General features: G+C 72.5%; 21 protein-coding genes. 12 read left to right on the forward strand and 9 right to left on the reverse strand.

Translation table 11 applies throughout. The annotated features are described in order from the left end of the window. Positions 1 to 3: 3 nt before the first annotated feature. Positions 4 to 186 (reverse strand): hypothetical protein, encoded by a 183-nt coding sequence (locus DZF91_RS19955; RefSeq protein ID WP_117358977.1) that lies wholly within the window; start codon positions 184 to 186, stop codon positions 4 to 6. 255 nt (positions 187 to 441) lie between these two features. Between DZF91_RS19955 and nucS the strand changes: the two genes are divergently transcribed. The 4 genes from nucS to DZF91_RS19975 all read left to right on the forward strand — a co-directional run bounded on the left by nucS (position 442) and on the right by DZF91_RS19975 (position 3,197). Further along, positions 442 to 1,122 (forward strand): endonuclease NucS, encoded by a 681-nt coding sequence (gene nucS / locus DZF91_RS19960; RefSeq protein ID WP_117358978.1) that lies wholly within the window; start codon positions 442 to 444, stop codon positions 1,120 to 1,122. A gap of 34 nt (positions 1,123 to 1,156) precedes the next feature. Then, positions 1,157 to 1,555, forward strand: coding sequence for a DUF3224 domain-containing protein (locus DZF91_RS19965; RefSeq protein ID WP_117358979.1), 399 nt, complete (start codon positions 1,157 to 1,159; stop codon positions 1,553 to 1,555). A gap of 55 nt (positions 1,556 to 1,610) precedes the next feature. Further along, the gene (locus DZF91_RS19970; RefSeq protein WP_117358980.1) at positions 1,611 to 2,210 is read left to right on the forward strand and encodes a TetR/AcrR family transcriptional regulator; all 600 of its coding nucleotides are present in this window, start codon (positions 1,611 to 1,613) and stop codon (positions 2,208 to 2,210) included. 171 nt (positions 2,211 to 2,381) lie between these two features. Further along, positions 2,382 to 3,197 carry a site-2 protease family protein gene (locus DZF91_RS19975; RefSeq protein ID WP_117358981.1) on the forward strand — a complete coding sequence of 272 codons (816 nt, stop codon included), beginning with the start codon at positions 2,382 to 2,384 and terminating at the stop codon, positions 3,195 to 3,197. Here DZF91_RS19975 and DZF91_RS19980 read toward each other — a convergent pair. Continuing rightward, the gene (locus DZF91_RS19980; protein WP_117358982.1) at positions 3,194 to 3,946 is read right to left on the reverse strand and encodes a TetR/AcrR family transcriptional regulator; all 753 of its coding nucleotides are present in this window, start codon (positions 3,944 to 3,946) and stop codon (positions 3,194 to 3,196) included. The two genes, DZF91_RS19975 and DZF91_RS19980, sit on opposite strands and share 4 nt — an antisense overlap. A 105-nt stretch (positions 3,947 to 4,051) precedes the next feature. On the opposite strand from DZF91_RS19980, the gene DZF91_RS19985 reads away from it, so the two are divergent. Beyond that, positions 4,052 to 4,873: an NAD(P)H-binding protein gene (locus DZF91_RS19985; protein WP_117358983.1), complete on the forward strand. Its 822-nt coding sequence runs from the start codon at positions 4,052 to 4,054 to the stop codon at positions 4,871 to 4,873. A gap of 80 nt (positions 4,874 to 4,953) precedes the next feature. Here the strand turns inward: DZF91_RS19985 and DZF91_RS19990 are convergent, their stop codons facing one another. Next, positions 4,954 to 5,490: a PadR family transcriptional regulator gene (locus tag DZF91_RS19990; RefSeq protein ID WP_117358996.1), complete on the reverse strand. Its 537-nt coding sequence runs from the start codon at positions 5,488 to 5,490 to the stop codon at positions 4,954 to 4,956. 106 nt (positions 5,491 to 5,596) lie between these two features. Here DZF91_RS19990 and DZF91_RS19995 point away from each other — a divergent pair, with 106 nt between their 5' ends. The 3 genes from DZF91_RS19995 (at position 5,597) to DZF91_RS20005 (ending at position 9,196) form a co-directional block, all read left to right on the forward strand. Then, positions 5,597 to 6,181: a hypothetical protein gene (locus DZF91_RS19995; protein WP_117358984.1), complete on the forward strand. Its 585-nt coding sequence runs from the start codon at positions 5,597 to 5,599 to the stop codon at positions 6,179 to 6,181. Positions 6,182 to 6,255: 74 nt separating this feature from the next. Continuing rightward, positions 6,256 to 7,638, forward strand: a complete 1,383-nt coding sequence (locus DZF91_RS20000) for a carotenoid oxygenase family protein (protein WP_117358985.1) — start codon at positions 6,256 to 6,258, stop codon at positions 7,636 to 7,638. Positions 7,639 to 7,696: 58 nt separating this feature from the next. Beyond that, a complete protein-coding gene (locus DZF91_RS20005) occupies positions 7,697 to 9,196 on the forward strand; it encodes an aldehyde dehydrogenase family protein (RefSeq protein WP_117358986.1) in 1,500 nt (499 codons plus the stop codon). On the opposite strand, the gene DZF91_RS20010 is transcribed toward DZF91_RS20005, so the two are convergent. Further along, positions 9,197 to 9,595: a nuclear transport factor 2 family protein gene (locus DZF91_RS20010; protein ID WP_117358987.1), complete on the reverse strand. Its 399-nt coding sequence runs from the start codon at positions 9,593 to 9,595 to the stop codon at positions 9,197 to 9,199. A gap of 81 nt (positions 9,596 to 9,676) precedes the next feature. Here DZF91_RS20010 and DZF91_RS20015 point away from each other — a divergent pair, with 81 nt between their 5' ends. After that, the gene (locus DZF91_RS20015) at positions 9,677 to 10,243 is read left to right on the forward strand and encodes a TetR/AcrR family transcriptional regulator (RefSeq protein ID WP_117358988.1); all 567 of its coding nucleotides are present in this window, start codon (positions 9,677 to 9,679) and stop codon (positions 10,241 to 10,243) included. Here DZF91_RS20015 and DZF91_RS20020 read toward each other — a convergent pair. Continuing rightward, positions 10,203 to 10,850, reverse strand: a complete 648-nt coding sequence (locus tag DZF91_RS20020) for a TetR/AcrR family transcriptional regulator (protein WP_117358989.1) — start codon at positions 10,848 to 10,850, stop codon at positions 10,203 to 10,205. The two genes, DZF91_RS20015 and DZF91_RS20020, sit on opposite strands and share 41 nt — an antisense overlap. A 119-nt stretch (positions 10,851 to 10,969) precedes the next feature. Between DZF91_RS20020 and DZF91_RS20025 the strand changes: the two genes are divergently transcribed. Continuing rightward, complete coding sequence (locus DZF91_RS20025; protein WP_117358990.1) at positions 10,970 to 12,382, forward strand: DHA2 family efflux MFS transporter permease subunit; 1,413 nt, start codon at positions 10,970 to 10,972, stop codon at positions 12,380 to 12,382. Positions 12,383 to 12,866: 484 nt separating this feature from the next. Here the strand turns inward: DZF91_RS20025 and DZF91_RS20030 are convergent, their stop codons facing one another. Continuing rightward, positions 12,867 to 14,459 carry a GMC family oxidoreductase gene (locus tag DZF91_RS20030; RefSeq protein WP_235834429.1) on the reverse strand — a complete coding sequence of 531 codons (1,593 nt, stop codon included), beginning with the start codon at positions 14,457 to 14,459 and terminating at the stop codon, positions 12,867 to 12,869. Positions 14,460 to 14,547: 88 nt separating this feature from the next. Between DZF91_RS20030 and DZF91_RS20035 the strand changes: the two genes are divergently transcribed. Further along, positions 14,548 to 15,189 (forward strand): cob(I)yrinic acid a,c-diamide adenosyltransferase, encoded by a 642-nt coding sequence (locus DZF91_RS20035; RefSeq protein WP_117358991.1) that lies wholly within the window; start codon positions 14,548 to 14,550, stop codon positions 15,187 to 15,189. Positions 15,190 to 15,331: 142 nt separating this feature from the next. After that, positions 15,332 to 16,057 carry a DUF4097 family beta strand repeat-containing protein gene (locus DZF91_RS20040; protein ID WP_117358992.1) on the forward strand — a complete coding sequence of 242 codons (726 nt, stop codon included), beginning with the start codon at positions 15,332 to 15,334 and terminating at the stop codon, positions 16,055 to 16,057. 131 nt (positions 16,058 to 16,188) lie between these two features. On the opposite strand, the gene DZF91_RS20045 is transcribed toward DZF91_RS20040, so the two are convergent. The 3 genes from DZF91_RS20045 to DZF91_RS20055 form a co-directional block, all read right to left on the reverse strand. Then, positions 16,189 to 17,691 (reverse strand): M28 family peptidase, encoded by a 1,503-nt coding sequence (locus DZF91_RS20045; protein WP_117358993.1) that lies wholly within the window; start codon positions 17,689 to 17,691, stop codon positions 16,189 to 16,191. A gap of 126 nt (positions 17,692 to 17,817) precedes the next feature. Beyond that, on the reverse strand, positions 17,818 to 18,363 hold the full coding sequence (locus DZF91_RS20050; RefSeq protein WP_117358994.1) for a DUF2550 domain-containing protein: 546 nt from the start codon (positions 18,361 to 18,363) through the stop codon (positions 17,818 to 17,820). 9 nt (positions 18,364 to 18,372) lie between these two features. Beyond that, complete coding sequence (locus tag DZF91_RS20055; protein ID WP_117358995.1) at positions 18,373 to 18,759, reverse strand: F0F1 ATP synthase subunit epsilon; 387 nt, start codon at positions 18,757 to 18,759, stop codon at positions 18,373 to 18,375. Positions 18,760 to 18,814: the final 55 nt, after the last annotated feature.

Raw genomic sequence — 18,814 nt, forward strand, 5'->3', positions numbered from 1 at the left:
GGCTCACCGGGCGTGCGCGGTGTGCCGGTGCCGCGGACGCCACGGCGCGGCCGTCACCAGCGCCTCCCGGTCCCGCCGCTCGCGCGTCCGCCGCGCCTCCACGGCCTCCCGCTCCTCCCGGGCGGCCTCCCGCATCTCCCGCGCGCGCTCCCGCATCACCGCGTACATCACATCGTTGTGGAACATCTCCGAGCTCCTCCCCAGCACCGGACCGCTCGACCCGGCACCTTCGAGATTCGCCCTAAGCCCCCACCCCGGACATCGGCACAACGCCCTAAGTCCCCTCCCCCACCGCCTTAGGCCGCGTCGCAGGACGCTCGGGCACCGCGGCGCAGGACGCTCGGCCACCGCGGCGCAGGACGCTCGGCCACCGCGTCCAAGGGCGCTCGGGCATCGCGTTCGGGCGCGGGGTGGTCGGTGGGGTCACTAAGCTCACCGGACGTGCGTCTCGTTATCGCCCGGTGCAGCGTCGACTACGCCGGCAAGCTCACCGCCCATCTGCCCTCCGCCGTCCGGCTGATCATGGTGAAGGCCGACGGAAGCGTGTCCATCCACGCCGACGACCGCGCCTACAAGCCGTTGAACTGGATGAACCCGCCGTGCTCGCTGCGGGAGGAGCCGTTCGAGGAGAACGGCGCCGTCTCGCGCTGGACGGTCACCCACAGCAAGTCCGGCGAGCGGCTCATCCTCACGATCGAGGAGGTGCTGCTCGACCACGGGCACGAGCTGGGGCCGGACCCGGGCCTGGTCAAGGACGGCGTCGAGGCGCACCTGCAGGAGCTGCTGGCCGAGCACATCGGGACGCTCGGCGAGGGCTACTCGCTGGTGCGGCGGGAGTACCCGACCGCGATCGGGCCCGTGGACATCCTGTGCCGGGACGCCACTGGCGCGACGGTCGCGGTGGAGATCAAGCGGCGCGGCGAGATCGACGGGGTGGAGCAGCTCACCCGGTACCTGGAGCTGCTCAACCGGGACCCGCTGCTCGCGCCCGTGCGCGGGGTGTTCGCCGCGCAGGAGATCAAGCCGCAGGCGCGGGTGCTCGCCACCGACCGCGGGATCGACTGCGTGACGCTCGACTACGACGCGCTGCGCGGCATCGAGCACGAGGGCACGCTGTTCTGAGCCATCCCACGCTGTTCTGAGCCATCATGAGCGCATGAACGCAACCGCCGCCGGCACCTTCGACATCGACGCCTGGGACGACGAGAAGCCCTACGACGAGCGGGGCGACCGCAGACTCACCAAGGTCCGGGTGCGCAAGACGTTCCACGGCGACCTGGTCGGGACGAGCGTCGCCGACCTGATCACCGTGGAGACCGCCGCCGGGCCCGCCGCGTACGTCGGCGTGGAGACGGTCGAGGGCATCCTGCACGGCCGGGAGGGCTCCTTCGTGCTCCAGCACAGCGCGGGCAGCGACGCGGACGGGCAGTGGCTGCGCTGGCTGATCGTCCCGACGTCCGGGACCGGGGAGCTCGCGGGCATCCGCGGCGAGGGCCGGATCACCGCCCGCCCGGACGGCTCGCACGCCTGGGACCTCGACTACACCCTCGACTGACCCCGTCCCCTCCACCGGCCCCGTCCGGGCGGCCGGCAGGCCGTACGCTTCGGGCATGTCCCCTGGGGTTCCGGCCGCCGCCGAGCGCTCGCGCGAGCGGATCATCGACGCCGCCGAGGAGTGCTTCCGGCGGTTCGGCGTCGCCAAGACCACGGTCGAGGACATCGCGGCGGCGGCCGGGCTGTCCCGGGCCACCGTGTACCGGGCCGTGACCGGCGGGCGGGACGAGCTGGTCCTCGCGGTCGTGCTGCGCGGCCTGCGCCGGTTCCTGGACGTCCTGGCCGAGCGGCTGCGGCGGGAGCGCTCGGTGCCGGACGCGATCGTCGAGGGGACGCTGTCGGCGGTCGCGTTCGTCCGGGCCGAGCCGACCATCGCGCGGCTGCTCGTCCCGGAGTCCGCCGGGCACATGCAGGCGGCGGTCGCGGGCGCGGCCGAGCAGGTGCTCGCGGTGTGCGCCGACCACGTCCGGCCGCACTTCGAGGCGGCGCAGCGGCTGCGGCTCGTCCGCGCGGAGATCGACGTGGAGGGGACGGTCGAGTTCCTCTTCCGGCTGATCACGTCGCTGATCGTGATGGACCGCGAGCGCGACGAGGAGGCCACCCGGGCCTTCCTGCGCACCTACGCGGTGCCCGCGATCGCCGCCCCCGCGTCCTGATCCGGAGGCTCGGCGCGACGCCGGGGCGGGCACGGGGAGGCCGCGGCGGGTGCCGGGAGGCCTGGGCCGGGTGCCGGGAGGCCGCGGCGGAGGACGAGAGGCGGACGGGGCGCGCGCTGGAGGCGGTACCTTCGGAAGCGGTCGGGAGCGACCGGGGGAGGACGGCGAGGCATGGGCTCGGTGCACCACATGCGGGACCGGCGCGCGGTGCGTCCGAGTCCGGTTTTCCTGGTGATCTGCGCGGTCACGGTGCTGTGCGGACTGATCGCGTGGCGGTACGGCGAGATCACCATGGGCATGCTGCAGACGCGGTTCGCCGCGGGGCGGCTCGCGGTGTTCGGGTTCGTGATCGCGGGCTGGGTGCTGTCGCTGTGCCTGCACGAGTTCGGGCACGCCTACCTGGCCTACCGCGCGGGCGACCACAGCGTCGCGACGCGCGGCTACCTGACGCTGAACCCGGCCAGGTACACCGACCCGCTGCTGAGCTTCGCGATCCCGGTGCTGTTCATCCTGCTCGGCGGGATCGGCCTGCCGGGCGGCGCGGTCTGGATCGACCGCGGCCGGATCCAGGGGAAGTGGCGGCACAGCCTGGTCTCGGCGGCCGGGCCGCTGAGCAACGTGCTGCTCGCGATCATGCTGGCGGTGCTGTACCGCAACTTCTCCGACGGCGCGCACGGGATCTTCTGGTCGGGCGTGGCGTTCCTGGCCTTCCTCCAGGTCACGGCCGCGATCCTGAACCTGCTGCCGATCCCGGGACTGGACGGCTTCGGCATCGTCGAGCCGTACCTGCCGCCGCGCTGGGTGAACCAGGTGAGCGCGTACGGCGGTTACATGTTCCTGCTGGTCATCGCGCTGCTGTGGGTCGGGCCGATCAACCGCGCGTTCTTCGGCCTGGTCACGAGGATCACCGACGCGATCGGGCTGAACGAGCCGATCATCCAGATCGGGCACGCCGTGTTCCAGTTCTGGAAGGCGCTGGTCTTCTAGCCGGTCCCGCCGCCGGCCCGCTCGTCCGTCCGCTCGTCCGTCGGCTCACTGGTCCGCCGGGACGCCTCCGGCTCGGCGGCGGGGTCCGCGAGGCGGGCGACGACGCGGCGGAGCTGGTCGGCGTAGCGGGCGCGGAACTCCGGTGAGGCGGCGTCCATCCCGGTCACGTACCGGACGATGTTCGGCATCGTCGTCGGGACGGCGACGGCGGCCATCATGACCAGCATGACCATCTCGGGGTCGAGGTCGGCGGCGAGCTCCCCGTCGCCCTGGCGGCGGCGCAGGTCGGACATGTCCTCGCGACCGCCCGGCAGCTCGACGTAGTCGCCGGTCAGGCCCATCCACGCGTTCAGGCGGGTGGCGCGCGGCTCGTCCAGCGAGTGCTCCAGGTACCGGACGATCAGGTCCGGCAGCGGGACGTCCGGGGTGGCGAACTCGGCCTCGCGCTCGGCCCACGAGCGGCCGATGGCGGCGTACAGTCCCGCCTTGCCGCCGTAGTGGTAGCTGATGAGCTGCTTGTTCACCCCGGCGCGGTCGGCGATGTCCTGCACGCGCGCGCCCGCGTAGCCCTTGGCGGAGAACTCCTCCAGCGCCGCGTCCAGCAGCAGCCGCTTGGACCGTTCTGCGTCGAGCTTGCGCTCCCCTTCCTGCGGCGCGCGCCGACGCGTCCGGCCGCCGGCCTTCGGTTCCCCGGCCTTCCGTCCGCTCCCGCGCCCGTCCGCGTGTGCGGTCTCCTCCGCCTTCGTCATGGCGCCATCGTACCGAATTGTTCATCCATCCGGATGGTTGACAAGTTCATCCGGCCAGATGAAGATGAAGCCGTTCAACCAGACGGATGAAAGTGAGCGCAGTCCATGTTCCTGATCACCGGAGCCACCGGCAACGTCGGCCGCCACCTGGTCGCCGAGCTCGCCACCGCGGGCCACAAGGTGCGCGCCCTGACCCGCGACCCCGCCGCCGCGAGGTTCCCGGCGGGCGTCGAGGCCGCCGCCACCGCCGACATGCCGCTGGACGGCGTCGGCGCGGTGTTCGTCAACCCGGCCGTCTTCCACGGCGGCTTCGGCGACCTGCTCGACCGCTGCCGCGAGCACGGCGTGCGGCGCGTCGTCATGCTGTCCTCGTCGTCCACCCTGGACGCCGGTCCGGGCAACCCCATCGGGCAGATGCACCTGGACAAGGAGCGCGAGATCGAGGCGTCCGGGCTGGAGTGGGTGTTCCCGCGGCCCGGCGCGTTCGCCGCGAACGCCCTCGCCTGGGCCGGTCAGATCCGCGCGGACGGCGTGGTGCGCGGCGCGTACGCGGACGCGCAGACGGCGCCGATCCACGAGCGCGACATCGCCGCCGTCTGCGCCCGCGCGCTGACCGGCGACGACCTGGTCGGGACGCGCCCGGTGCTGTCCGGCCCGGAGTCGCTGACCTTCACCGACCAGGCGCGCCGGATCGGCGAGGTCATCGGCAGGGACGTCCGCTACGAGGAGCTGTCCCGCGAGGACGCGCGCGCCCAGATGCTCGGCGGCGGCTACGTGACGCCCGTGATCGCCGACTCCCTGCTGGACATGTTCGCCGCGTGCGTGGGACGCCCGGCCGAGATCTCGCCCGAGGTCGAGCGCATCACCGGACGTCCGGCGCGCACGTTCGCCGAGTGGGCCGCCGACAACGCCGACCTCTTCGCCTGAGTCCCCGGCCTCCGCTCAACCACCGCTTCCCAGCCGCCGGTCCCGTCGTCGGGGCCGGCGTCGGTCTTTTCCGCGACGCCTCAGCTCTTGGGAGCGTCGCGTTCGGCCAGCTCCTGGACGACCCACTCGTACCAGTCGGCGCGCATGGCCAGGAAGCGCCTGCCGTACTCCATCGCGAGGCGGCCGTAGAACGACAGGTTGTCGTCACCCCATTCGATCCGGCCTTCCAGCGCGGTCAGGTCGGCGAGGGCCCGCTCCGCCCCGGCGGACTGCTTCCGCACGAACGCCGCGGCCTCCTCCGGCTCCACCTGGCCGAGGAAGAACATGCGCAGCAGGACGTCGTCCCGCCGGACGATCTTCGGCGGGACCTCCAGGAGCCAGCGCCGCAGCTCGGCGCGGCCGGCGTCGGTCACGCGGTACTCTTTGCGCCCGCGCGGCCCCTCGCTCGCGACCTCGATGAACCCCTCCGCGGTGAGCTTGTTCAGCTCCCCGTAGAGCTGGCTCTGGGTCGCCTGCCAGACGTTGCCCATCGTGATCTCGAACATCTTGAGCAGGTCATAGCCGCTGGCCCCGTCCATCTCGACCAGCAGTCCCAGTGCGGCGTGTCGAAGGCTCATGTTCCGGATCATACACGTCAGTGTTGACATGTCAGAAGTAGAAGGTCTAAGTTCGACATGTCACAACAGACATGTACGACCGAGCGGCCGGAAGGCGAACACGACGATGGCGAAGTACTACGGGCTCACGTTCCTCCCCTGGATCATCCTGGCCGTGGTCAGCGGATACGACGTCCAGGCGGGAGCGGGCGCCGGCCTCGCGGCGGCCGTCGTCCTGCTCGCCGCCGACCTGCGCCGCGGCCGGCGCTGGGACGAGCTGATCCTGGAGATCTCCACGGCGGTGTTCCTGGCGGGCTTCACCGCGCTGGTCCTCGCCGCGCCGCACGCCGCGGTCGTGAACTACGGCGCGTCCCTCTCGATCGGCTGGCTCGCGCTGACCGCGTGGGGCACGATCGCCGCCGGCGTCCCGTTCACCGAGGGCATCGCCCGCCGGCAGGTGTCGGCGGAGGTCGCCGCGACCGCGCTCTTCCACCGGATCGCCGTCGTCCTGACCGCCGCCTGGGCCGCCGCGTTCACGGTGTCGGCCGTCAGCCTCGGCATCGTGCAGCACTTCGCGCCGCACCAGACCGCGCTGCTCATCGTCATCAAGGTCGCCTGCTTCGCCGTCCCGGCCTGGTTCACCGGCCGGTACCCGGCCATGGCGCGCAAGCGGTACGCCGCCGCGCAGGCCGTGGAGCAGACCGCCGCCTGACCCGCAGGACGCCTCGCCTCCCGCCCGCACCGCGCTCCCGCCCACCCCCTTCCAGACGCTCCAGGAGAGAACGAATGGACCTCTGGCTCGAAGGCCACCGCGCGCCCGTCCCGGACGAGACCACGGCCCACGACCTGCCCGTCGCGGGCGCCCTGCCGCCCGAGCTGAACGGCCGTTACCTGCGCAACGGGCCGAACCCGAAGCCGGGCGAGCCCAGCGCGCACTGGTTCACCGGGCACGGCATGGTGCACGGCGTCCGGCTGCGGGACGGACGCGCCGAGTGGTACCGCAACCGCTGGGTCCGGACCCGCCGGTTCACCGACGGCACCCCGTTCGTCCGGGCGGACGGCACGCTCGACCTCACGTCCGTGCAGGCGAACACCCACGTGGTCGCGCACGACGGAACGGTGTACGCGCTGGTCGAGGCGGGGCTGCCGTACGAGCTGACGCCCGATCTGGACACGGTCGGCCCCTGCGACTTCGGCGGGCTGCTCACGACGGCGATGACGGCCCACCCGAAGCGCGATCCGCGCACCGGCGACCTGCTGTTCTTCGGGTACGGCTTCATCCCGCCCCACCTGACCTACCACCGGCTGTCGGCGGACGGGAAGCTGGTGGAGAGCCGCGAGGTCGCGGTGCCCGGCCCGACGATGATGCACGACTTCGCGATCACCGAGAACCACGTCGTCTGGCTCGACCTGCCGATGGTGTTCGACCTGGAGCTCGCCGGACGCGGGGCCATGCCGTTCCGCTGGGACGACTCCTACGGCGCGCGCCTCGGCGTCATGCCCCGCGTGGGCGACGGCCCGGTGCGCTGGTTCGATGTCGATCCCTGCTACGTGTTCCATGTCGGCAACGCCTACGAGAACGGGCGCGGGGGCGTCGTTCTCACGGGCGCGCGCTACCGCGACGCCGACATCGCCGCGCTGTGGGGCGGCATCGGCGGCGCGTCGTCCCGCACGGAGGCCGGGACGGCGGGACCAGCCGCACCGCGGGCCGCAGCGGCGGGGGCCGGTGCGGCCTCCGTCGCGGCGGCCTCGGGCACGTCCCGCCTGCACCGCTGGACGCTCGACCTCGCGACCGGGCGCGCGTCGGAGGAGGTGCTGGACGACCGCGACGTCGAGTTCCCCACGCTCGACGACGGCCGCACGGGCCTCCCCCACCGGTACCTGTACACGGTCGCGGCGGGATCGTCGCTGGTCAAGTACGACCTGCGCACCGGGACGGCGGCCGAGCGCGGCTTCGGCGGGCACGTCGGCGAGGCGGTGTTCGTCCCGGCCGAGGACGCCCGGTCCGAGGACGAGGGGTGGCTGCTGACCATCGCGTCCGACCGGGCGGGCTCGCGGCTGCTGGTCCTGGACGCGGCGGACCTGTCCGAACGGGCGCGGGTGGAGCTGCCCCGGCGCGTCCCGGCGGGCTTCCACGGGAGCTGGATCCCGGACTCCGACGTAAGGTGATTTACTGGCCGCCAGGAGCAAGTGGCCACTTACCCGGTTGAGCAGCCCGGAGGCACCCATGTCCGTCGCCACGGAGAGCACCACGTTCCCCTCGCTGAACCCGGCCACCGGCGAGGTGGTCGCCGAGCATCCCGTGCACGACGCGGCGGCCGTCGCCGAGGCGGTCGGGAGGGCCCGCGACGCGGCGGCCTGGTGGGGCGAGCTGGGCTGGAAGGAGCGGCGCGTCCGGCTGCTGAACGTCAAGGGCGCGCTCACCCGCAACCTGAACCGGATGGCCGAGCTCATCCACCAGGAGACCGGCAAGACCCTGCAGGACGCCCAGCTCGAGACCGTCATGGCGATCTCGCACCTGGACTGGGCGGCCCGGCACGCCGCCAAGGTGCTCGGCCCGCGCACGGTGTTCCCGGGCGCGATGTCGCTCAACCAGAAGTGCGTCCTGGAGTACCAGCCGCTCGGCGTCGTGGGCGTGATCGGCCCGTGGAACTATCCCATCTTCACCCCGATGGGCTCGATCGCCTACGCGCTCGCCGCCGGCAACGCCGTGGTGTTCAAGCCGTCGGAGTTCACCCCCGGCGTCGGCGCCCTGCTGGCCGAGCTGATCACCACGGTGGTCCCGGAGCGTCCGGTGTTCCAGCTCGTCACCGGGTTCGGGGAGACCGGCGCGGCGCTCGCGTCCTCCCCCGGCGTCGACAAGATCGCGTTCACCGGCTCGGCCCGGACGGCCAAGCGGGTCATGGCCGCGTGCGCGGAGAACCTGACGCCGATCGTCGCCGAGTGCGGCGGCAAGGACGCCTGCATCGTCGACGCGGACGCCGACCTCGACGCCGCCGCCGACTCGGCGCTGTGGGGCGCGATGGCGAACGCGGGCCAGACCTGCATCGGCGTCGAGCGCGTCTACGTCGTGGACTCCGCCTACGACGCGTTCCTCGCCAAGCTGACCGAGCGCGCCGCGAAGCTGCGGCCGGGTTTCGACCGCGAGGCCGCCTACGGCCCGATCACCATGCCGGCCCAGCTCGACATCATCGAACGGCACATCAAGGACGCCTTGGAGAAGGGCGGCAAGGCCGTCGTCGGCGGGCCCGAGTCCGTCCGGAAGCCGTACGTCGAGCCGGTCGTGCTGACCGACGTCCCGGACGACTCGTCCGCGGTGTGCGAGGAGACGTTCGGCCCGACCATCACCGTGCACCGCGTCCGCGACCTGGACGAGGCCGTCGAGAAGGCCAACGCCACCAGCTACGGCCTGGCGGGCACGATCTTCTCCGGGAACAAGACCCGCGCCATGGACGCCGCCCGCCGGATGCGCTCGGGCATGACGTCCATCAACTCCTTCGCCGCGTTCGCGATGGTCGCCGCCCTGCCGTTCGGCGGTGTCGGCGAGTCGGGCTTCGGACGCATCCACGGCGCGGACGGCCTGCGCGAGTTCGCCCGTCCGAAGGCCATCACCCGGCAGCGCTTCGCCCTCCCGGCGAACCTGACGTCCTTCGACCGCACCGAGAAGCAGATGGCGCAGATCCTCCAGCTCGTCACCATGCTGCACGGCAAGCGCTACAAGCGCTGATCAGCGGGCGCCGAGCGGTTTTCTGCGGGGCTGGATGGCGCGATGGACGATGCGCCAGCCTTGGGAGCCTCGCTTGACGACGTCCTGGTAGACGGCACTGCCAGCGGTGCCGTCCGCCCGGATTCCGATGGCCTTGGACCGAGCGTGGACTTCGCCTTCCGCCACCTCGGTGAGGATGACGTTGGTGACGTGGTGGCCCACCGGGTTGGCGTCGCCGAGGGCTTCCGCCGCCTCCTTGAGCGCGGCGAGCCCGTGGAGTGGCGCGGCCCCCAGGGCGGAGACGTCGTAGACCACGTCGTCCGCGAAGACCTCGTGCAGGCGGTCGAGTTCGCCGTCGTCGCAGAGGTGGCCGTGCAGGGAGATCAGGTCGGTGATGGCGATGCGGTCGTCCGGTGTCATGCTGCGGCTCCTTAAACGGGGAGTTCCCCACTTAATCGGCTACGCTACGGAGGACGTCCTCGATCCACAAGGGGTCAGCCGATGCCTCCTCGCCGTCCGCGGGCCGACGCGGCGCGCAATGCCGCGCTGCTCCTGACCTCGGCCAAGGCGCTGTTCGCCGAGCGCGGGCCGGACGTGCCGCTCGACGAGGTCGCCAAGCGGGCCGGGGTCGGGAACGCGACGCTGTACCGCCACTTCCCCACGCGCGAGGACCTGCTCATCGCCGTGTACGCCGACGAGGTCGAGCGACTTCTCCGCCTCGGCCGGGAGCTGGCGTCGGCGTCGTCCGGTGAGGCGCTCTATACCTGGCTGGACGAGTTCGTCGCGCATGTCGCGGCCAAGCGCGACCTCGCGATGGCGATCACCGAGACCCCGGACGGACGCCGGTCGCGGCTCTTCCACGAGTGGCACACCGCGCTGAACGAGGCGGCCGAGACCCTAGCCGTCCGGGCCAGGACGGCCGGGACGCTCAAGGACGACATCGCGACCGCTGACCTGTTGGCGCTGGTCAGCGGAGGTGCGATGACGGCGGGGAACGCCGACGACGCGCGCCGCCTGCTCCGCCTCCTCAGGGACGGCCTGGAGCCTCGGCGGGCCCGAAAGCCCTGAGGAACGTGTCCACCGCCTGGCGGGCGGAGTCCCGCAGCTCCCTCTCCGGGAGGGGACGGGTGCCGAGCCGGGTGCGCTTCTCCATGGGGCCGATCAGCAGCGCCGTGAACTGCTCGGCGGCCAGTTCGGGGTCGGTCAGGTTCAGCCGTCCGGCGAGGGCGAGGCGCGCGAAGCGGTCGGCGAGGGTCCGCAGGACACGGTCGGCGACGCCGCTGTGCGTGACGTCCAGCAGGTCGGGGAACCGGTTCCCCTCGGCCAGCAGGATCCGCCGGACGGCCCAGGACCGCTCGTCGCAGTAGCAGTCGAGCAGCCGGCGGCCGACGTCCTCCAGCAGGCCCCGCAGGTCGCCGCCGGTGTCGGCGAGGACTTCGAGCGCGGCCAGGTTCGCGGCCAGCACGCGTTCGGCCTGGGCCGCGAAGGACGCCCGGAGCAGCGCCTCCTTGTCGCCGAAGTGGTTGTAGACGGTGGCCTTGGCGACGCCGGCCTCGGCGGCGATGACGTCCACGCCCGCCTGCGCGTACCCCTCGCGGCCGATCACCGCGAACGCGGCGTCGAGGATCGCCTGCCGCTTGTCGATGCGGCCTCGCGCCGCCGTGGTCCCCGCCATGCCGCGCAGTGTACCGGCCGACCCCCCGACTTGGACTCCTGAGTCCATTTACTCGAACCATCTTGCCCAAGACTCATCAGGCTTCTATGTTGGTCGCGCCAGTCTAGTTAGGGAGTCTGATGAATACAGATGCGTTCGATCCGGCCTTGCGTCGGCTGATCGCCGTGGTGCTGCTGGGCGGAATCATGGGCATCCTGGACGCCACGATGGTGTCGGTCGCCGCGGACCGCCTCGCCCGCGAGTTCGGCAGCACGCTCAGCGCCGTGGGCTGGGTCTCGACCGGCTACCTGCTGGCGCTCACGGTCACGGTCCCGGTGACCGCCTGGGCCGCCGGCCGGTTCGGCTCCCGGCGCCCCTGGCTCGTCGGCCTCGTGCTGTTCGTCGCGGGGTCACTGGCCTGCTCGGCCGCCGGGAACCTGGCGCAGCTCGTGGCGTTCCGGATCGTGCAGGGGGTGGGCGCGGGCATCCTGGACCCGCTGGTCATGGTGATCCTGGCGCGCGGCGCGGGGCCCGCGCGGGCCGGACGGGTCATGGGGATCATGGGCGTGGTGCTGTCGCTCGGGCCGGTGATCGGGCCCGCCGTCGGCGGCCTGGTCCTGGACGGCCTCGGCTGGCGCTGGATGTTCCTGATCAACCTGCCGATCGGCGCAGTGGCGTTCCTCCTCGCGCTGCGCGTGGTCCCGCGCGACGAACCGGACGCCGACGCCCGGCGCCTCGACCTGCCCGGTCTCGTCCTGCTCGGCCCGGGGTTCGCGGCCGTCCTGCTCGGACTGTCGCGCGTCGCCGGACCGGACCGCGCCGACGCCTGGGTCCCGTTCGCGGCCGGCGCCGTGCTGCTCGCGGGCTACGGCGTGCGCGCGCTGACCGTCCGGCGCACTCCTCCCCTGCTCGACCTGCGGCTCTTCACCCGCTCGGCGTTCAGCGCCAGCGTCGCCATCATGTCGCTGTCGGGCCTGGTGACCTTCGGAATGCTGTTCCTGCTGCCGCTCTACTACCAGCAGGCCCACGGGCACGGCGCGCGCGTCGCGGGCCTGCTGATCGCACCGGTCGGACTCGGCGCCTCGCTGGCCATGCCGTTCGCCGGACGGCTCTCCGACCGCGTGGGGTCGCGTGCGCTGGCCCGCTGCGGAGCGCTGCTCGCCGTCGCGGCCATCGTCCCCATGGCGTGGCTCGGCGCGCGGACGCCGGAGGTGTGGAGCGGGCTCGCGGCGTTCGCCGCCGGGATCGGCATGGGCCTCATGGCCGCGCCGACGATGGGCGCGCTCTACCGGACGCTGCCGCCCGAACTCGTGGCGCAGGGCAGTTCGGCGCTGTACATGCTGAACCAGCTCGGCGGGTCGCTCGGGATCGCCGCGGTCGCGGTCATCATGCAGCGGTCGGACGGCGCGGTCCCGGGCGTCCACCACGGCGTCTGGCTGCTCGCGGGCGGGTTGCTCGCCGCCGCCGCGATCACCGTCCTGCTTCCCGGACGGCCCGCGCCGCCATCCGCGAATCCGCGGGCCGAGCGCGCGACGGAGGCTCAGGTCTCCTGACCGTCCGCCCGGTGGCGAAACCCTGATGCCATGTGACGGCGGGCTGCTTGGAGGGGGTGCCGCCGGGTGTGCTCACGGCCGCGCCCGCCCAGGTAGGACAGCTGTGACGGCGGCCCTAGGCGGGCCTAGGACCCGTCGGATGAGGCGCGGCGCGCACTAAGCCCCTCCTAGGCCGGCCGAATAAGGCGTCATCCCCATGTGGACCCCGGGGTCTTAGGGCGAATCTATAGATGTCGGCAGGGACCTGCCGACAAAGAAGAGGAGACAGAAGATGTTGCACCACTCGTTCACCCAGGGCATCGCCAACCAGCGCGTAGCGACGTGGCGCTCGGAGGCCAAGGCCAACAAGCGCGCCGCGAAGGCCAAGGAGAAGGCGCGTCAGCGGTGACCCCCGCGGCCCCACGGCCGGCGTCCCCCGAACAGGACGCCTGTCCCGACGACAAGAGGCCCTCACCACCGTCCGGTGGCGAGGGCCTCTCCCTTTTCACACGGACGCGGCGGCGAGCGGCTCACGTCCACGGATCAGGTCCGCGGCCCGCTCCGCGATCGCGATCGTCGGGGCGTTGGTGTTCCCGCGCGGGACGGACGGCATGACCGACGCGTCCACCACCCGGAGCCCCGCCACCCCGCGCACCCGCAGCTCCGGGTCGCACACCGACGACTCGTCCCCGCCCATCGCGCACGTGCTCGTCGGGTGGAACAGCGTCGCGACCTCCCGCCGCACGAACGCCTCGACGTCCTCGTCCGAGGCGGCCTGCTCGCCGGGCGCGTACTCGCCCGCCACCAGCGACGCCAGCGGCCCGGTCGCGGCGATCTCGCGGGCCTGCCGGACGCCCGCGACCAGGATGTCCAGGTCCGCCTTCGCCGACAGGTAGGCGGGGTCGATCAGCGGCTTGGCGTACGGCGAGGCCGACCGCAGCGTCAGCGCCCCGCGGCTCTCGACCGCGACGGCCGTCGCGAACACCGACAGCAGCCGCTGCGACGACTCGGTCAGCCCCTGGTTCACGAACGGCGTGGGCAGCACGTGGTACTGCAGGTCGGGCGCGGGCAGGCCGTCCACCGTCCGGGTGAACCCGCCGACCTCGGCCACGTTGGACGCGTACGGACCGCGGCCGAACGCCCGCCACTGCGCGAACGTCCGCGGGCTCGGCAGCTCGAACAGGCTCTTGACGCGCGGGACGGCGAACATGACGTTCACGAACGGGTGGTCCTGCAGCCCCTGCCCGACCGGAGCGTCCACCACCACGTCGATGCCGTGCTCGCGCAGGTGGTCGGCCGGTCCGATCCCGGACAGCATGAGCAGCTGCGGGCTGTTCACCGCGCCGCCCGACAGCACGACCTCGCCCTCCGCGCGCGCCGTGACGGTCTCGCCGCGCGCCTCGTAGGTCACGCCGACGGCCCGTCCGTCCTCGATGACGACCCGCGTGACCAGCGCGTCCGTCACGACGGTCAGGTTCGGCCGCTCCCGGACGGGACGCAGGTACCCCGTCGCCGTCGACCAGCGGCGGCCCCGCTTGTGCGTGACCTGGTAGGAGCCGACGCCGTCCGGGTCCGCGCCGTTGAAGTCCCGGTTCTCCGGCAGCCCCGCCGCCCGCGCCGACCTCACCCACGCGCGCGACAGCGGATGCGTGTACCGGCGGTCCTCGACGTGCAGCGGGCCGCCGACGCCGTGGTACTCCGACTCGCCGCGCGCCTGGTCCTCGGCGCGCCGGAAGTAGGGCAGCAGGTCGGCGTAGCCCCAGCCCGCGCAGCCGTGGGAGTCGCGCCAGGTGTCGTAGTCGTACCGGTGCCCCCGGATGTAGATCATCGCGTTGGTGGACGACGAGCCGCCGAGCGTCCGGCCGCGCGGCCAGTACACGCTGCGCCCGGCCGCGTGCTCCTGCGGGACGGTCGAGTAGTCCCAGTCGAACGGCCCCTTGATCAGCGCGGCCACCGCCGCCGGGATGTGGATCTCCAGGGCGTCGTCCGGCGGTCCCGCCTCCAGCAGCAGCACTCGGGTCCCCGGGTCCTCGGTCAGCCGGTGCGCGAGCACGCAGCCCGCGCTGCCGGCGCCAACGATGATGTGGTCGTACGTCAAGGCCGCCTCCGCGCAACGGTTCCGAGCAGGCAAGGTAAGCGAGTACCTACAGAACCAGACCGGACACCCCGCTGGATAGGCTCGGCGCATGGCGAAGAACAGGGAGACCCCCGTCGTGCTGTCGCGCATCTACACCCGGACGGGCGACGACGGCACCACCGCGCTGGGCGACATGTCCCGCACCAGCAAGACCGACCCGCGGCTCGCCGCCTACGCCGACGTGGACGAGGCGAACGCCGCGATCGGCGTCGCCCTCACCATGGGCGGCCTGCGCGAGGACGTCGCCGCCGCCCTCACCCGCGTCCAGAACGACCTGTTCGACGTCGGCGCCGACCTCTGCGCGCCCGTCGTCCCCGACCCCGAGTACCCGCCGCTGCGCGTGACCGTCTCCTACGTCGACGCGCTGGAGGCCCTCTGCGACGAGTTCAACGCCGACCTGGAGCCGCTGCGCAGCTTCATCCTCCCCGGCGGCACGCCCGGCGCGGCCCTGCTGCACGTCGCCCGCACCGTCACGCGCCGCGCCGAGCGCACCGCGTGGGCCGCGATCGCCGAGCACGGCTCGGCCCCCCTGGACGAGTCGGGCCGTCCGGTCGAGGACGCGGCGGACAACGGCGTCAACCCGCTCACCGCCCAGTACCTCAACCGCCTGTCGGACCTGCTGTTCATCCTGGGCCGCGTCGCGAACGCCGAGCACGGCGACGTCCTGTGGAAGCCGGGCGGCGAACGCTGACCCGGAACAGAGCGCGGGAGGTGGGCCGTACTGGAGGTGGGGTTTACTCCACCCCCCAGTGTGGAGCCCGCCACCTCGCGCGGCCCGGCGGCGCGCGGGAGACTTGAGGTCGTCCGCCCCTCAAGATCGGAAGACGCCGCACATGAGCCTGCCCGTGAAGTCCCTCACCGCGACCGCCGCGCTGCTGGCCGTCCTTCCGCTGTCGGCGTGCGGGATGAGCGTCGGCATGGCCGAGCCGGAGACCGAGCAGCGCTCCTACACGCTGACCGAGAAGGTCGGCTCCCTCCAGGTCACCGGCCACACCGGCGACATCGAGGTCGTCGGCGCCGACGTGAGCGCGGTCAAGGTCACCGAGCGGCTCCGATTCACCAAGAACGGCCGTCCGACCACGCGGCACGAGGTCGCCGGCGGCACGTTCCAGGCTTCCTACAACTGCCCGAACAACATCTCCTTCCGCGTGCACACGTGCGAGGTGAAGTACCGCATCACGGCCCCCCGCGCCGTCGCCGCCACCCTCCGCACGGACACCGGCAACATCACGCTGGACGGCCTCAACGGCGCCGTCACGGCCCGCACCAACACGGGCGACATCCGCGGGACGGCACTGCGCCCCGGCGCGTCCGCGCGGATCAGCACCCGCACCGACACCGGCGACGTCCGCCTCACCCTGGCCGCGGCCCCGGCGGCGGTGTCGGCCGATGTCAACACCGGCCAGGTCCGGATCACCGTCCCGGCGTCCCAGAAGTACGACGTCACCGCCGACACCAACACCGGCCGGAAGCGGATCAGCGTCCCCACGACCGCGGGCGCGCCCCACACCATCCAGGCGAAGTCCGACACCGGCGACCTCACCATCGCCACCGCCTGACCCGCTCGCCCCGTTCAACGTGAAGACCCGGCACGGAGCACGAAGCTCCGCACCGGGTCGGCCCGATCGGGCGGCGGCCTCAGCGCACCCCGGGAGGGCGCGTCAGACCGCTAGGTGAGTACAGCCGGGACTCAGCGGACGAGGTGACCGCCGCGGTACAGCGGCGCGGTCGGGGCCGGCTTGGCGTACGCGCGGCCCGTGCGGAGCGCCTCGCCGTTCACCGGCAGCGTGCTCTTGGCGAAGGTCTGGACGGCGAACGCCACACCGTCGGCGTTGGTGTCGAGCAGCGACCAGTTGATGTTGGTGATGCGGTCGCACTTGGCGTGGTAGCACGCGTCGTACGGCTGGCCCGCCTTGCCGCCGAACAGCTTGGCCTCCTCGGCCGTCTTGATGCCCTCGGCGCCGGTGTCGATGCCGCCGGCCGGGATGCCCGCCTCCAGGAACGGCCCGTAGTCGGAGCGGCCGTTGAAGTCGCTCGGGACGGTCGGCAGCTTGCGCTTCGCGTAGTAGTCGTTGATGGTCTTCTGGATCGCCGCCGAGCCGTGCGGGGCCGTCGGGTCGGAGCCGTTGTAGACCCCGCGCACGCCGTTCGGGGACGCGGTCATGTCGAAGTTCAGGTTGAGCGCGATCTTCGTCTTCTGCGCCGCCGACAGCGAGGTCACGTAGTGCTCGGAGCCGAGCAGGCCCTCCTCCTCGGCACCCCACCAGGCGAAGCGGACCTTGTTGCGGATCCCCTTCTTGCCGAGCTTGGAGACCTTCTGGGCGATCGCCAGGATGGTCGAGGTGCCCGAGCCGTTGTCGTTGATCCCGGGTCCGGCCTCGACGCTGTCCAGGTGCGCGCCGACCACGACGACGTTGTCGGCGCTGCCGTACTTCGTCTCCGCGATCACGTTCTTGGCGGTGCGCTTCTCGTTCAGCGTGTCGGTCTTGACGTGCAGCGTGAGCCCGCCCGCGTTGGCGAGCCTCACCAGCTCGGCGCCGACCTTGTAGGTCGGGCCGATCACCGGGAGGGTGGACGGGCCGCCGAGGGTGCCGCCGACCGGGCCGTCGGCGACGGTCGGCTTCTGGTAGATGACGACCGCGACCGCGCCCGCGGCCTTGGCGTTGGCGGCCTTCACCGCGAAGTCGCAGCCGCCGCGCTGGATCAGCGCGATCGAGCCCTTCGGGAAGGACGCGAAGTCCCCGGTCTGGCAGCCGGAGTCGCCGTCGGTGTTCGGGGCGGGGGTGTCCACCGCGGCGGCGGGGGCCGTCACGTCGCCGCTGCCGGAGTACTGGTAGGTCGAGAAGTCGGAACCGACCTTGTAGTCGACCTTGTTCGGCGCGGTCTGGCCGAACACGGCCGGGGACTTCTCCTGGAAGTAGTCGAAGTCGAAGCTCTGGACGGTCGGCTTGTACCCGGCCTTCTTCAGCTCGCTGACCACGTACTTGGTCGAGACGGTGAAGCCGGCCTGGCCCGCGGCCCGGTTGCCGCCGTTGTAGTCGGCGATCGTCTGCAGGTTCTGCAGGTGCCGCTTGATGTCCTTGACGGTCACCAGCTTCGCGAGGTCGGGCGAGGCCGGGGCGGCGTTGGCGGACGGAACCGCCAGGCCGGTCACGGCGAGGGCCGCGGCGGCGCCGATGGCGAACTTGCGCACTTGGACTCCCGTGGGGGAACGGACAGGGGTGCCAAGATCATGGTCATAACCGGTCAACTGCGACAAGTGTGGCAACAATAATTTGACCGAGGTGAAATCTCCCTCGAAAACTTCTCCCCCGCGGGGTCAGGAATCCCGCACCGGCGGATCCACCGGCGACCCGGGCGGCGCGGCCTCCAGCCACGCCAGGAACCCGGTCAGCGCCGCGGCGCCCATCGCCAGCTCCAGCCGCCGGCCGCCGTCGCGCACCTCGATGATCGTCACGTCCGGCAGCAGCCCGGCCGCCTCCTCGCCCTGCGGGACGCGGCGTCCGGCGACGACAAGGCCCCGGCGGTGAATCACCTGCCGGGGCCTGCGCCTGAAACCGAACACGCGGTGCCACTGGAGCACGTCGCCCTTGTACCGCCCGAACCCGAGCCGCCACGGACCGTCCGCGCCCGCCGAACCGTCCCTGCCCGCCGAGCGGCCGGAGCGCGCCGCGCCGCCCGAGCGCGCCGCACCGTCGGAGCCGGCGTCGCCGTCCGAGCGCAGCACGCGCAGCGAGCACTCGACGGTGCCGCCCGCCCGCACGAACAGCCAGCGCCGCAGCGTCAGCACGCCGAACACCAGCGCGACCAGCACGACGACGGCGGCGAGCACCGTGCCCGCGTCGAGAGCCAGGTGTCCGCCCAACGCCGTCGGCTAGGCTTCCGCGCCCGCCGCGCGCAGCCGGGCCCGGGCCCGGCGCTCGGCCGTACCGCCCTCGCCCCCGGCCGACAGCACCTCGTCCAGCGCCCGGCGGGCGTCGGCGACGTCCACCTCGGAGCCGAGCTCGGCCTGCTCCGCGAGGACCGACACCTCGTTGTCGGCGATCGAGAAGAACCCGCTGCCGACCATGGCGCTGACCCACTCGCCGCCGTCGGCCGGCTCGATCTTCACCACGCTGCCGTCCAGCAGGACGCCCAGCACCGGGGCGTGGCCCGGCATGATGCCGAGCTGGCCCTCGATGGTCTGCGCGACCACCATCTTGGCCTCGCCGGACCAGACCTCACGCTCCGGTGAGACCAGCCCGACCTTCAGGGTTGCCACGAATCATTCCTCCGAAAACTGGAGCGGACCGCCGGGCCGCGCCCCCGTGCGGGGG

This window comes from Actinomadura logoneensis (genome assembly GCF_003428695.1).
Taxonomy (GTDB): Bacteria; Actinomycetota; Actinomycetes; order Streptosporangiales; family Streptosporangiaceae; genus Spirillospora; species Spirillospora logoneensis.

Excerpts from the sequence above, each read along its gene's own strand:
- DZF91_RS19955 (WP_117358977.1), bottom strand. The coding sequence starts at position 186 with ATGTTCCACAACGATGTGATGTACGCGGTGATGCGGGAGCGCGCGCGG.
- DZF91_RS19965 (WP_117358979.1), top strand. The coding sequence starts at position 1,157 with ATGAACGCAACCGCCGCCGGCACCTTCGACATCGACGCCTGGGACGAC.
- DZF91_RS19970 (WP_117358980.1), top strand. The coding sequence starts at position 1,611 with ATGTCCCCTGGGGTTCCGGCCGCCGCCGAGCGCTCGCGCGAGCGGATC.
- DZF91_RS19975 (WP_117358981.1), top strand. The coding sequence starts at position 2,382 with ATGGGCTCGGTGCACCACATGCGGGACCGGCGCGCGGTGCGTCCGAGT.
- DZF91_RS19980 (WP_117358982.1), bottom strand. The coding sequence starts at position 3,946 with ATGACGAAGGCGGAGGAGACCGCACACGCGGACGGGCGCGGGAGCGGA.
- DZF91_RS19985 (WP_117358983.1), top strand. The coding sequence starts at position 4,052 with ATGTTCCTGATCACCGGAGCCACCGGCAACGTCGGCCGCCACCTGGTC.
- DZF91_RS19990 (WP_117358996.1), bottom strand. The coding sequence starts at position 5,490 with ATGAGCCTTCGACACGCCGCACTGGGACTGCTGGTCGAGATGGACGGG.
- DZF91_RS19995 (WP_117358984.1), top strand. The coding sequence starts at position 5,597 with ATGGCGAAGTACTACGGGCTCACGTTCCTCCCCTGGATCATCCTGGCC.
- DZF91_RS20000 (WP_117358985.1), top strand. The coding sequence starts at position 6,256 with ATGGACCTCTGGCTCGAAGGCCACCGCGCGCCCGTCCCGGACGAGACC.
- DZF91_RS20005 (WP_117358986.1), top strand. The coding sequence starts at position 7,697 with ATGTCCGTCGCCACGGAGAGCACCACGTTCCCCTCGCTGAACCCGGCC.
- DZF91_RS20010 (WP_117358987.1), bottom strand. The coding sequence starts at position 9,595 with ATGACACCGGACGACCGCATCGCCATCACCGACCTGATCTCCCTGCAC.
- DZF91_RS20015 (WP_117358988.1), top strand. The coding sequence starts at position 9,677 with ATGCCTCCTCGCCGTCCGCGGGCCGACGCGGCGCGCAATGCCGCGCTG.
- DZF91_RS20020 (WP_117358989.1), bottom strand. The coding sequence starts at position 10,850 with ATGGCGGGGACCACGGCGGCGCGAGGCCGCATCGACAAGCGGCAGGCG.
- DZF91_RS20025 (WP_117358990.1), top strand. The coding sequence starts at position 10,970 with ATGAATACAGATGCGTTCGATCCGGCCTTGCGTCGGCTGATCGCCGTG.
- DZF91_RS20035 (WP_117358991.1), top strand. The coding sequence starts at position 14,548 with ATGGCGAAGAACAGGGAGACCCCCGTCGTGCTGTCGCGCATCTACACC.
- DZF91_RS20040 (WP_117358992.1), top strand. The coding sequence starts at position 15,332 with ATGAGCCTGCCCGTGAAGTCCCTCACCGCGACCGCCGCGCTGCTGGCC.